The organism is Lactobacillus helsingborgensis, assembly GCF_000970855.1.
Classification (GTDB): domain Bacteria; phylum Bacillota; class Bacilli; order Lactobacillales; family Lactobacillaceae; genus Lactobacillus; species Lactobacillus helsingborgensis.
The window spans coordinates 1,066,550-1,080,157 of record NZ_KQ034046.1; the positions used below are offsets into that span (position 1 = coordinate 1,066,550).

Below are 13,608 nucleotides of genomic sequence, written 5' to 3' on the forward strand. Positions count from 1 at the left end.
GTTAGCCCTCCTCTGTATTTTGTAATATTAAATTTTTATACCAAAAGTAACTTTTTTTTGGTATTCTTTTTAGGTCATGATCAAAATCTACCCTAATTAGCCCATATCTTTTTTCATAGCCGTTTACCCAGCTATAAAGATCCATAGTTGACCACGCATAATAGCCTTGAACATTCACGCCCTCCTTCTTGGCTTTAAGCATATAGCAGATATATTTTTTCATTATTTCAATACGTTCGTCATCCACCACATAGCCTGTTTTGTCTGCAGTTTCGTATTCCCCGATACCGTTCTCTGTGATATAGATTAAAATGTTACCGTAATTCTTTTTTATATCCATAAGCTCATCGTACATGCACTTAGGGTATAATTCACTACCCCATTTTGTTCTGGGTATATCTGGATCGTAGTCTGTTTCAAACCAGTCTTTTATTTTAATTCCCTCTTTAACTTTGGAATTTTTACCCTTATTATTCATAAAGACTTCAGTTTTACCTTCTGTATAAGGCTTAATGAAGGCCCGTGAATAAATATTCAGCCCTAAAAAATCAACAATGCCGGACATAAAAATTGGTTTATCTGCTTTTTTCACAAATGACAAGTCTATCCCACTATCTTTTGTTAAAGTGAACAATTGCTGCGGAAAATAACCTTTACATACAGTGTCGGTTACCCATTTGTTGTAGAATAAATCGGCCTTTCGGGCTGCTTTCATACTTAGATCATCTGATCTTTTGGTTTGAACATTGCTAGTGTCAATTACTATTCCAATTCTCCCTGGAAGATTTAACTTTTTATATTCTCTTACTACTCTTGCACTAGCCAATAAAAGATGATAACCGGATTTACAGAAAGCATTGAAATCCAATTTTTTATTAGGAGGATAATTACCCACAATATAGCTACAATAAGAATAATAATTAGGTTCGTTAATAGTGGACCAAAGTGGTACTCTATCTCCGAAATATTTAAAACAAATTTGGGCGTATCTCACAAAATAGGTAATTGTTTTTCTATTTTCCCAGCCACCAATATCATAAATTGGTTTCGGTAAATCATAATGAAAAAGCGTTACGTTAGGAACTAAGTGATATTTAAGACAAGTATCAATTACTTTATTATAAAATTCTATACCTGCTGGATTTATCTCTCCTACACCATCCGGAATAATCCTTGACCAAGCTATAGAAAATCTAAATGTGTTTTGGCCACCATCAGCCAAAAGCTTGATATCTTCTTCATATTTATGATAAAAATCCGAAGCTACATCACCATTTACGTGATTAATATTCAATGCACTATGATGTGAGAAATTATCCCATTGCGTCTCTCCTCGGTTACCTTCATTCCAACCTCCCTCACATTGATAAGACGCTGTCGCACTTCCCCACAAAAATTTATTCATTTTTATGTATCTCCTTCCATAAATTTATAAACAACTTAGACATCCTTCCAAAAAAGATTGCCATAGTTAAGTGATCCTGAGCATGCACCATTAAAATACTATATGGGATATCTTCTTTATTAGTTTCAGATACCAATAATCCTGTTTGTGATTTATGTGCTTTGTTTAAGGATTCATTTCCCTTCTTTTGTAATATCTCTGCTTCTTTAAAATTTGCATTTTGTGCTTTTTCAACACTCTGATAGAAATAATCAAACGCATCTCCAGAATTAGAAATTATTTCAAATGCCATTAACTGTATTTTTTGTTCTTTACTTTGGTTTTCCAAATCCATTTTTTCACCTTCTTTTTACTCAATAATTTAAAAGAACAAGAATACGCTTGCAACTTTTGTTTTGCGGTATGCGCCGCATTAAAAAGATTGCGAAATATTTCAATCTATCCTATTTTTTAATTAAAGTCTTTAATGAGGAAAAAATATGCAGTTAAATAATCGCCAGAAAAAAATTCTCTTAGTTTTGCTTGAAAAAACAGACAGGATCACCGGTAAAGAATTGGCAAACTTTTTAAATGTTTCACTCAGAACAGTCCAAACTGAGATTCATGATATTAATAATTTCTTACCTAGAACTATTTCTTCTTCAAATAGAGGGTATAAACTAATAGATAAAGATAAATTAGCGGGTAATATTAACCTATCGCTAAATGAAAATTCTTCTGAACAAAAAATGCTTCAAGAAAAAATATTTTTTGCTGAAGCGGCATTAGATATAGACGAATTGGCGGATCAATTTTATTTGAGTATGTCTCTTTTGAATAAATACTTAAATAATATTAAGCACGATTTTAAAAAATATAATTTAAAGTTAAATCGCAAAAAGAATAAATTAAGTATTTCAGGAAGTGAATATGACAAGCGCCTATTTATCAGAAATATTATTGTTTCCGAGCTTGTAAATGAAAATAAAAGCTGGGAAATGACGTCATTAAAAATTTCTGCTAGTGACTACACTCATGTTAAGAGCATAGTATTAACTACAATTGAAGAGTTTAATTACTATATTGACAAGCCATATTTAACCAATCTAGTTATTAATGTTCTGATCACTTTATATAGAGATAGACAAGCACATTTTATTGAAAAAATTAAATACAATGTCTTTAAAGAATCAATTGAATTTCAAATTGCTCAAAGAATATGCGACAGATTAACAGATCACTGGCCTATCATAATACCTAAAAATGATGTCGCGTATATAGCTTTATCAATCAGCGGGCAAATTGAACCAAAACAGTCTTTAGACTCTATGACAAATAATTACCAAATCTCAAAAACGATCAAATCGATTATCAAAGAGGTGTTTAATTATTATCTCTTAACTCTGGATTATGATGATATTCTGCCCCACTTTATTACTCATATTAGGTCGCTACTAAAACGAGCAAAAAGCAAACAATTTATTACTAATACCTCAATAATTAATTCAGTGAAAGAAACATCTCCTTTTACTTATGATGTAGCAATACACCTAACTAAACTGTTAGAAGACAAATTTTTGGTCAAAATTCCGCCTACAGAAATAGATTTATTGAGTATTTATATTGGATATGTCATTGAACAAACAAGTCAAAAAGACGATAGGATTAAAGTCGGAATCTGTTGTCCAGATTACAGACATATCTCGAAAATTTTATCTAAACAGCTAAAAGAGAGTTTTGCCAGCAAGATACAAATAGTTTTTGTGGATAAGTGTGTACCTACTCAACACGAAATTAATCAAGTCGAATTAATAATTTCGACCATTAAATTTAATTCAATGGGCAAACCCTTTGTTCTAATTAGTCCTTTTTTCTCAGAAAATGAAAAACTAAAGATTGAAAAGAAAATAATCTTAGTTAAACAAATGAAGGATGAGATAGCACAAAAAAACAGTTTAGCCACTTATTTCAATAAAAGGCTCTTTTTTAAAAACAAAAATTTAACTTCAAAAAGTGACGTCATTTACTTCTTAGGGAAAGCTATAGTAGAAGAAGGTATAGTACAAGAGAATTTTATTCAATCTGTATATCAAAGAGAGACAATATCTTCTACCTGTTTTTTTAATTTATTTGCCGTTCCGCACGCCATTGAACTTAATGCGAAAAAAACACAAATCGCTGTTTTGTTAGAAGAAAATGGCATAGAATGGGATAAAGGTCATAAAATCAATTGTGTTTTCATGATTGCTGTCAGTCATAGTGATCGCAAAGAATTTATGAAGTTATATAACAGTTTCATACAAGTGCTTTGTAATCCCAAATCAATTCAAAAGATTATTTTATCAGAATCTTTTGAACAGTTTATTGCCAATTTTTTACGATAAAAATAAAAAGCAGTACTAAAAATTTTAGTACTGCTTTCTTATTACTGTAATTTTTCTTTTAATCTTTCAAAAAAGCCTTTTTCCTGAGGGGTAATTGAGCCTCCTCCAGCTTTAACAAATTCAACTAAAGCCTGCTTTTGTTTTTCGTTAATTGATTTGGGTATTTGTACCTGAACAGTAGTAATTTGATCGCCATTACCACTGCCGCGCAAATAAGGAACACCTTCGCCATGCAAAGTAAATTCTTTATTTGGCTGAGTACCAGCAGGAATTTTTAACTTTTTATCTCCATGGACAGTTTTGACATTTATTTCATCGCCTAATGTTGCCTGTGCAAATGAAATTGGCACTGTGGTATAAATTGTCGTTCCTTTACGTTCGAATTCTTTTGAAGGTTTAATGCGGTAGCTGATATAAAGATCGCCATAAGGACCACCATTTTTACCAGCTTCGCCTTGGCCATCATAACGTAACTGCTGACCGTTATCAATTCCGGCGGGAATATTAACTTCAATGGTATTTTTACCATCAATTACACCATTACCATGACAGGTTTGACAAGGATGTTCAATAATTACACCTCGACCATGACACTTATCACATACTGTTTGACGCCGAATTACGCCTAGCATCGACTTCTGGGTAACAGTCATGTAGCCACTGCCATTACACTTATCACAAGTTATTGGGTGTGTGCCTTTTTCTGCCCCATTTCCTTTGCAAGTTGGACAAGTTTCACTTCTTGTGTAGGAAACCTGCGTCTTTTTGCCGGTAATAGCATCCATGAAATCAATTGTCAGTGTATAGTCTAAATCTTCACCACGTGTTGGTGCTGTTGGATTAGCACGACGCTGGTTAGCTCCTGTTGCACCGCCGAAGAAATCATTAAAAATATCACCAAAGTCGCCGAAGCCGCCAAAATCACTATATCCTTGGCCCGCACCACCAAAGCCGCCTTGACCATTGACTCCTGCAGAACCAAATTGATCATATTGGGCTTTCTTTTGTTTATCATGTAAGACTTCGTAGGCTTCATTAACCTCTTTATATTTTTCTTCCGCACCCGGTTCGTGATTTAAATCGGGGTGATATTTTTTGGCAAGTTTACGATAAGCAGAGGTAATTTCTTTATCACTGGCGTTACGATCAACACCAAGCACGCTATAGTAATCTTCTTGTGCCATCTATAAGCTCCTTAACTTTACAAAAGAAAAGAACTACTTTTCTTGGCAGTTCTTTTCTAATTTATTCAATTATAAACCCTTTACTTATCTGGGTCTACCTTATGAAACTCGCCTTCGCCTGCGGAACCGCTACCTGAATTACCATCTTGTGAACCAGGATTTTGGGGACCTGCTTGTGGGCCGGCTTGACCTTGTGCACCTTGAGCCCCACCATTAGCTTGGTACAATTTGACTGCTAGGTCTTGAGCAACCTTGGATAATTCATCCTTCTTAGACTTCATTTCATCCAAATTGTTGTCTTTTTGTGCCTTCTTCAAGGCATCAAGTGCGTCTTGTACTTTCTTGGTGTCGTCATCAGATACTTTACCTTTAACATCTTTGAGAGTCTTTTCAGTGGAGAAGATTAATTGGTCAACTTCGTTACGTAGGTCAACTTCTTCTTTCTTCTTCTTATCCTCTTCAGCATGTTCTTCAGCTTCTTTTTGCATCTTCTTAATTTCTTCATCGGATAAACCGGATGAACTCTTGATAGTAATCTTTTGTTCTTTACCGGTTCCCATATCCTTAGCAGAAACATTAACGATACCGTTCTTGTCAATATCAAAAGTAACTTGAATTTGTGGCACACCACGAGGAGCTGCTGGAATATCAGTTAATTCGAAACGACCTAAAGTCTTGTCATCAGCAGCCATTGGACGCTCACCCTGCAATACGTGCACGTCAACAGCTGGTTGATTATCAGCAGCTGTAGAGAAGATTTGACTCTTGGAGGTTGGGATTGTCGTGTTCTTCTCAATTAACTTGGTAAATACACCACCCATAGTTTCAATACCAAGTGATAGAGGAGTTACATCAAGTAAAACAACGTCCTTAACGTCACCAGAAATGACACCACCTTGAATAGCAGCACCTAAAGCAACAGCTTCGTCTGGGTTAATTGAGTGATCAGGTTCTTTACCCGCCCACTTCTTAACAGCTTCTTGCACAGCAGGAATACGAGTAGAACCACCGTTTAAAATAACCTTGTCAATATCATTAACTGTTAATTCAGCATCTTTTAACGCATTGTCAAACGGAATCTTAGTCTTATCAACTAAGTCAGAAGTTAATTCATCAAATTTTGCCCTAGTTAAGTCAGCTTCTAGGTGTAATGGACCAGATTCGCCAGCAGAAATGAATGGTAATGAAATATGAGTTGAAGATACACCAGAAAGATCTTTCTTAGCCTTTTCAGCAGCATCCTTTAACCTTTGTAAAGCCATTTTATCTTTAGAAAGGTCAACACCATTTTCATCTTTAAAGTTCTTAATCAACCAATCAATAATCTTGTTATCGAAGTCATCACCACCAAGGTGAGTATCACCATTAGTTGAAAGAACTTGGAACACACCGTCACCTAATTGCAAAACGGAAACATCAAAAGTACCACCACCGAGGTCGTAAACTAAAACTTTTTCGTCTTCAGCATCTTTGTCAAGACCGTAAGCAAGGGAAGATGCAGTAGGTTCGTTAATGATTCTCTTAACATCCAGGCCGGCAATTTTACCAGCATCCTTAGTAGCTTGACGTTGAGCGTCATTAAAGTATGCAGGAACTGTAATCACAGCTTCTGTTACTTTTTCACCTAAATAATCCTCGGAGAATTTCTTGATATACTGCAAGATCATTGCTGAAATTTCTTGTGGAGTGTATGCTTTATCTCCAATCTTCACCTTATAATCAGCTTCACCCATGTGGCGCTTAATTGAAGAAATAGTATTAGGATTGGTAATTGCTTGTCTCTTAGCAACTTCACCGACTTGAATTTCTCCATCCTTGAAAGCTACTACTGAAGGAGTTGTCCGATTTCCTTCTGGGTTAGTAATAATTTTTGGTTCCTTACCCTCAAGAACAGCAACCGCTGAGTTGGTAGTTCCGAGGTCAATTCCGATAACTTTTGACATTGATATGCTTCCTTTCAATTATTGTGCTACAACAACCATTGCTGGTCTTAAAGTACGATCTTTGTATAAATAACCTTTTTGCAAAACTCGCACAACATGATCTTTTTGATCGTCATTTTCAGCCGCAACTGTTTGAACAGCCTGATGTAAATTAGGATCAAATTTTACACCTTCAGCTGTAATTTCACTAATTCCGTGATCTTTCATCGCTTTAACCAGTGAATCAAGGGTCATTTGTACACCCTTTTTAAGTTGCTTTGATGCTTCGTCATCAACTTTGGTAGCTAAAGCTCTTTCTAAATTGTCCATTGCTGGCAGAACATCTTTGGCTAAAGACTGTGATTCATATTTAATAAGTTGTGCTCTCTCGTTATTATAACGATTTTGCATATTTTGCATTTCTGCTTGACTGCGCAAGAACTTATCTTCAAGATCATCTTTTTCCGCCTGTAACTTAGTCAATTTTTCTTTAATTTTTGTTTCTGAAGTTTCAGGCTTCGTTTTCTTGTTAGCCTCAGATTTTGAATCTGTCTTTGGTGACTGGGTTTTCTCAGAATGACGTTGATTTTCATCTACGTCTTTTTTGGTTTTTTCTTCCTTACTCAAGGCTAACCTCCTTTATTTAAATCTACCATAATATTCAAGCAACTTTTTTGCTAACTCGTTTCTAAAGTATTCAAGGAGTCCTATTACTTGTGAATATGGCATGTTATCAGGTCCAAGTAAAGCTATTATGCCTTTGCCATGTGAGCCGACACTGTACTCAGCTGTAAGCAGACTGTAATCTTTTAACAAGTCATTTGATAGTTCAGAGCCTAAACTTACTTTTACTGGATACCTATCACTTTTTAAACTTGCTTCATTATTCAAAATACTTGAAATCAAATCATTGTGCTCAATCAACTCATATAATGAACGTAAATTAGAAACATCGCTTAAAGAAATATTATTGAGCAAATTAATCTGACCATCAACGTACATTTGCTCACTAGCAGCATCACTAATAACATCTTTTACCAATTCAATTAATTCGGCAACATGACTAACTTTAAGTTTTTTACCTAAAGTTTGTTCCAGAAATTCAGGTGTCACTTCGCTTAAAGTTTTACCTGCCAATTCATCGTTAATCATTCGAACGGCACGTTCAATCTCATCACCATGAACATTATATGGTAACGTATAGACTTGATTATGAACATCACCGTCACTAGTTGCTAGAATGGCCATTATTTGTCTACTAAAAAGCGGGACTATTCTAAATCCTGAAATAGTTAAATCACTATTTTCAGGACCTTCCGCAAAAGCAGTGTAATTAGTCAAATCAGACAAAATTTTGGCAGCTTCCTGCACAATGTCATTTACCTGATGAAATGGCTGATCTAGCTGATTAATGATTCTCTTATAAACAGAAGAAGATATTTGTAAGGGCTCTACCAAGTTATCAAGGTAGTACCTGTACCCTTCAGTAGAAGGAACACGACCACTTGACAAATGGGTTTTTTCGATTAAGCCCTTTTCTTCTAAAACGGCCATTTCGTTGCGAATTGTTGCGCTCGAAACTTTAATTGGCAACTGATTCATGACTGTTTTTGAACCAACAGGATCATGTGTCTGCGTGAAATCATTGATAATTGTTTTTAAAATTAATTCTTGACGTTCGGTCAACATAAATATCGCCCTCACTTTTAGCACTCAATCTTCTCAGGTGCTAACAATTATTATGATACTAGCTTTTAGCAGAATGTCAAGCTGAGTGCTAACTTTTTTATTAAAAACCGTTATCTTTTAAGTCTGATAATATAATTACTTATGATTTGCAAAATAATTTTTAATTTCTGACTCGTCTCGACTCATCTGCTCTTTTAATTTCTTCAAACTATCAAACTTAATTTCGCCACGGGTATACTTATACCATTTAATTAGCATTTCCTCATCATAAGCTTCTTGATCAAAACCAAATAAATTTGATTCAATATATAGTTTTTGACCATCATTGATAGTGACATTATAACCAACACTTGTCATAGAGTCATACCATTTTCCTCTGATCTTAGTTTTGGTGGCATAAACTCCTACTTTAGGGACTACTTTTTTGGGCTTCCAAATTAAATTTGCCGTTGGATAGCCTAATTTATGACCATTGCGCAGCCCATGTCCAATATAGCCAGACATTAGATAAGGAAAACCTAACAATTTAGCTGCTAATTCCATTTCTCCGGCACTGATCGCTTTTTTTATTTCTGTTGAACCAATTTTTTCTCCGTCATAAGACTGTTTCGGGACATCAACTATAGCAAATCTGCCTTGAGCAAATTCAGGGAAGTTTTTCATATTGGCTATATTTTTGGGCCCATAGGTATAGTCAAAGCCGGCAACGACAGTATCAGTGCGCAATTTAACAATGATTTCGTCCACAAATTCTTGTGGCGTCAGCTGGCAAAATGCGTTATTAAAGTGCATTACTAATAAATAATCGACATTAAGCTTTTGCATTTTATATGCCTTTTCCGACAAGGTATCAATGTAGGTAACGTTTTTATTTTGATAAATTTCTTTGGGGTGGCGATCAAACGTCATCACAACAAGAGGTAAATGTTTTGCTTGTGCCTTTTTTTTAGCAGCTTTTATTATTTCTTGGTGTCCCCGATGAACGCCGTCGAAAAAACCCAAAGCAAGAACTATTTTCTGGGGGAAGATATTTTTCTTAATGGGATATGTTAAATGGATTATTTCCATAATAAGACCTTCATTCACTTATTCATTTTGTAAAAGCATTAAATAAGGGCGATACATGGTACCATCTTTCTGATAAATTGCCTTAACGCTATTATTGTACCGTAATGCCACCTTTTTTGCATTCGTTTTCAAGGAAATAGCAGCGCCATTTTTGACCTTAGTCCAATCCGTTTCACTGAGATCAGAGTGATTATAGTCCTTGAAAAAAGCATCTAATGGCTGAATAAATTCAGTGACGCGTTCAGGATTCTCAATTATTGTAGACAATTTAACTGCCTGCTCCAAATCAAAACCCGAACTTGCTGTACGCCTTAAAGTCTTCATCACTGCTGGTACACCCAGCTTAGTTCCCAGATCATTAACTAATGACCTTACATACGTACCCTTACTACATTCTATTTGAAAACTAAAAGTTTCTTGTCCTTTTTCGTCATCAAAAAATGGTTCACGTTCAAGTTCATAATTAGTGATATGCACTTTTCTCTTAGGTCGCTCAACACTTATGCCGGCTCTGGCATATTCATAGAGATGTTTCCCATTCACTCTCACCGCAGAGTAGATTGGCGGCACTTGCTCGATTTCTCCGATAAATTCCTGCATTGCTTTTTTAATTTCAGTTGCCGCAATTTTTTGAGTGAGTTTCTGAGAGCTTAATATTTTCCCACTAGTGTCACAACTATCAGTAGAAAATCCTAAAATTCCTTGCCCAACATATTTTTTATTTTGTTGATGCATTAGTTCAATTAATTTTGTAGCCTGGCCAATTGCAATGGGCAATACACCTGTGACATCTGGATCAAGAGTCCCAGCATGACCAATTTTTTTAATGTGCAACACCTTGCGTAAATGATAGACAACATCTGCACTCGTCATTCCCTGATCTTTATCTATCACTAAAATACCGTTTATCATTATATTTACCTTAACCATGAAAAAAGCGCCCAACAGCGCCTTTCTTACTTATTACGATTTGCATCCTGCTTTTTTACTTCAGCGATCAATTGATCAATTTTACTACCGTATTTAACCGAATTATCTCTTTTAAAAATCAGCTCTGGAACTTTGTAAACAGTTAGGACTTGACCTAAAAGGTGTCTCATCATTCCTTTAGCCTTATTCAAACCGGCAGCAGCTTCTTCTTCTTTTTTAGAATCTTCTGTAAGAATGCTGTAGTAGACAGTAGCATAAGACAGATCATTAGTACATTCAACCGCTGTGATTGTAACATCATTAACTCGTGGATCACGAATATTTTTGCGCAAAATTTTCGTTAATTCACGGAGGATTTCTCCTTCAACACGACCAATTCTGTGTTTCATGTTTTTCCTCCTAGTTAATCTTACTCAGGTTTAACTTCCTGCTTTTCAACCGCTTCTAATTCATCACCAATTTTAATATCATTATAGTTCTCGATGGTTAGACCACAGTCAAAACCTTGTTTGACAACTTTGGCATCATCTTTAAACCGTTTTAGAGAAGCCACTTTACCAGTATAGATAACTACACCATCACGAATTAGGTTAACTGTAGAATCTTTAGAAACATAGCCTGAGTCCACAAAAGCACCGGCAATTGTTCCTACTTTAGAAACCTTCCAAGTCTCGCGTACTGTTAAATTACCGACAACCTTATCTTCATAAGTTGGCTCAAGCATCCCCTTCATGGCAGCCTTGACATCATCAATAGCTTTATAAATTATACTGTAAAGACGAATATCAACGCCATCGGCTTCTGCTTGTGACTTGGCAGTAGCTGTAGGTCTGACGTTAAAGCCGATGATGAACGCATTCGAGGCACCTGCTAAAGTAACATCTGATTCGTTAACCGCACCAACGCCGGCATGAATAATATTAACGCGGACGCCTTCAACTTCGATCTTTTCAAGTGACTGTTGCAATGCTTCAGCTGAACCTTGTACGTCAGCCTTTAAGACAACGTCAACTTCCTTCATGTTTTCTTTCTTCATGGTGTCAAACAAGTTATCAAGGGTAACATGCTGCACATTTTCACGGGATTGTTGCAATGCCTGTTGTGCCCTTTGCTCACCGACACTTCTTGCCGTCTTTTCATCGTCAAAGACTACAATTTTATCAGCTGATTCAGGCACATCGTTCAAACCAGTAATTTCCACTGGCATTGAAGGAGTAGCTTTTTCAACTTGGCGTCCGCGATCATTAGTCATTACCCTGACACGACCAAAGCGATTACCGACAACAATAGGATCACCTACTTTTAGAGTTCCTTGTTGAACCAAAAGGTCTGCAACAGGCCCCCGACCACGAGAAAGTCGTGCTTCAATAACTGTTCCGATTGCTTTTTGTTTAGGATCAGCTTTCAATTCCATAACGTCTGCTTGCAATAAGATCATTTGCAGCAATTCATCAACATTTTCACCTGTTTTAGCAGAGATATTGACAAAAATAGTGTCTCCACCATAACTTTCAGGAATTAAATTGTATTTCATCAACTGTTCAGTGACGTGCTCTGGATTAGCCCCAGGAACATCCATCTTGTTGATTGCAACAATAATTGGCACCTTGGCACTTTTAGCGTGATCAATTGCTTCAATAGTTTGTGGCATTACACCGTCATCAGCTGCAACAACCAATACCACAATATCAGTTATTTCAGCACCACGTTCACGCATGTTTGAGAATGCAGCATGTCCTGGAGTATCTAAAAATGTAATAGGTTGGTTATCAACTCTTACTTGATAAGCACCAATTTTTTGAGTGATACCACCTGCTTCATGTGCAGAGACGTGCGTATGACGCAAACGATCAAGTAAAGTAGTCTTACCGTGGTCAACGTGGCCCATAATCGTAACTACAGGTGGACGTTTGGTCTGGTGTTTAGATTCCTTAGAAGCAGCCATTCTCTTATCATAAAGAGTATCAATATCTGAAATATCTTCATGAACTTTTTCTTTTGCATTAATATTGTATTCAGCTGCTACTAATTCAATCGCATCTTTATCAAGTGATTGATTTTGATTTGTCATCACGCCCAACATGAATAGTTTTTTAACTATTTCAGCTGGTTCCCGGTGCAATATCTTTCCTAGATCTTGGGCATTCATCCCTACTTCATAAACTAATGTTTCTGGTAAAGGACGTTCTTTTCTTTGCGTAGGCTGCTTTTTAGGAACTTGTTCAAACTGCTTTTTCTTATTCTTACGCTTATGTTTTTCTTGGTGCTTAGTATAATTATTTGCACCATAAGCTTGATTTCTACCCTTTCTGCCAGGTTTACCAGAATTGCGGCCATGACCATTACCACGACGCTTTTCTTCTTTTGCTGGTTCAGGAGCTGCAGTAGTATCTAATACTTTCTCTTTATGAACAGTATTATTATCTTGCTGCTTCTTCATTCTTGCTGGAGAAGGTTTGATAATCTTAGGACCTGTCACTTTAGGAGTGGTAGTTTCTGATTTGACAACTTTATTTTCTTTTTCGGGCTTTGAAACAGTTTTTCTGCCTTCATTGCTGGTCTTTTTATTCTGCTCATTACTATAAGATTTTTGAGCTTTTTCAGTTTGACGGTTTAACGTATTTTCTTCAACTCGCTGTTTTTGTTTTAGTTGTTTAAGCAGGTCTTGTGCGACCGGCTTAGAGGCTTTTTGGCTAGGATTTGATCGTTGTTTATTGCGGTCTTGCCCCTGCCTTGTCCAGTTATTTGCTCTATGCTGATTATTTCTTCTATTATTTCTGTTGCCATTATTTTCTTCATGCTTTTTTTCATTTTTGCGTATTGAGGTAACAGAAATTTTAATTTTACTACTCTTTTTTGCAGGTTTTTCTTGCTTTTTCGCGGGAGCGGAGCTACGGAAACTACCCTTTATTTGATTTACCTGTGAATCTTCAAGTGATGACATATGATTTTTAACATCGAAACCAAGTTCTTTAGCTTTATTAACGACAGCTTTATTATCGATGCCTAATTCTTTTGCCAATTCATAAATTCTTGTTTTAGTCATC

The 13,608-nt window shown here is 35.9% G+C and carries 11 protein-coding genes; 1 reads left to right on the forward strand and 10 read right to left on the reverse strand.

The features are described 5' to 3' along the window. Position 1: 1 nt before the first annotated feature. A complete protein-coding gene (locus tag JF73_RS04955; RefSeq protein WP_046327216.1) occupies positions 2-1,405 on the reverse strand; it encodes a glycoside hydrolase family 1 protein in 1,404 nt (467 codons plus the stop codon). Beyond that, positions 1,398-1,739, reverse strand: a complete 342-nt coding sequence (locus JF73_RS04960) for a PTS lactose/cellobiose transporter subunit IIA (RefSeq protein WP_046327217.1) — start codon at positions 1,737-1,739, stop codon at positions 1,398-1,400. Before JF73_RS04960 ends, JF73_RS04955 begins: the two co-directional genes overlap by 8 nt. 145 nt (positions 1,740-1,884) lie before the next feature. Between JF73_RS04960 and JF73_RS04965 the strand changes: the two genes are divergently transcribed. Next, on the forward strand, positions 1,885-3,768 hold the full coding sequence (locus tag JF73_RS04965; protein WP_046327218.1) for a BglG family transcription antiterminator: 1,884 nt from the start codon (positions 1,885-1,887) through the stop codon (positions 3,766-3,768). A gap of 41 nt (positions 3,769-3,809) precedes the next feature. On the opposite strand, the gene dnaJ is transcribed toward JF73_RS04965, so the two are convergent. The 8 genes from dnaJ to infB all read right to left on the reverse strand — a co-directional run bounded on the left by dnaJ (position 3,810) and on the right by infB (position 13,607). Beyond that, positions 3,810-4,952, reverse strand: a complete 1,143-nt coding sequence (gene dnaJ, locus JF73_RS04970; RefSeq protein ID WP_046327219.1) for a molecular chaperone DnaJ — start codon at positions 4,950-4,952, stop codon at positions 3,810-3,812. Positions 4,953-5,032: 80 nt separating this feature from the next. Continuing rightward, positions 5,033-6,895, reverse strand: coding sequence for a molecular chaperone DnaK (gene dnaK / locus JF73_RS04975; RefSeq protein ID WP_046327220.1), 1,863 nt, complete (start codon positions 6,893-6,895; stop codon positions 5,033-5,035). Between the two features lie 18 nt (positions 6,896-6,913). After that, positions 6,914-7,501 carry a nucleotide exchange factor GrpE gene (grpE, locus tag JF73_RS04980; protein WP_046327221.1) on the reverse strand — a complete coding sequence of 196 codons (588 nt, stop codon included), beginning with the start codon at positions 7,499-7,501 and terminating at the stop codon, positions 6,914-6,916. A gap of 12 nt (positions 7,502-7,513) precedes the next feature. Further along, positions 7,514-8,563, reverse strand: coding sequence for a heat-inducible transcriptional repressor HrcA (gene hrcA / locus JF73_RS04985; RefSeq protein ID WP_038522942.1), 1,050 nt, complete (start codon positions 8,561-8,563; stop codon positions 7,514-7,516). 135 nt (positions 8,564-8,698) lie between these two features. Further along, a complete protein-coding gene (ribF, locus tag JF73_RS04990) occupies positions 8,699-9,631 on the reverse strand; it encodes a riboflavin biosynthesis protein RibF (protein WP_046327222.1) in 933 nt (310 codons plus the stop codon). Between the two features lie 18 nt (positions 9,632-9,649). After that, a complete protein-coding gene (gene truB, locus JF73_RS04995; RefSeq protein WP_046327415.1) occupies positions 9,650-10,543 on the reverse strand; it encodes a tRNA pseudouridine(55) synthase TruB in 894 nt (297 codons plus the stop codon). A 44-nt stretch (positions 10,544-10,587) separates the two neighbouring features. After that, a complete protein-coding gene (locus JF73_RS05000; protein ID WP_038522947.1) occupies positions 10,588-10,950 on the reverse strand; it encodes a ribosome-binding factor A in 363 nt (120 codons plus the stop codon). Between the two features lie 20 nt (positions 10,951-10,970). Further along, entirely contained in the window at positions 10,971-13,607 is a 2,637-nt protein-coding gene (gene infB / locus JF73_RS05005; protein WP_046327223.1) for a translation initiation factor IF-2, read from the reverse strand. Position 13,608 lies beyond the last annotated feature (1 nt).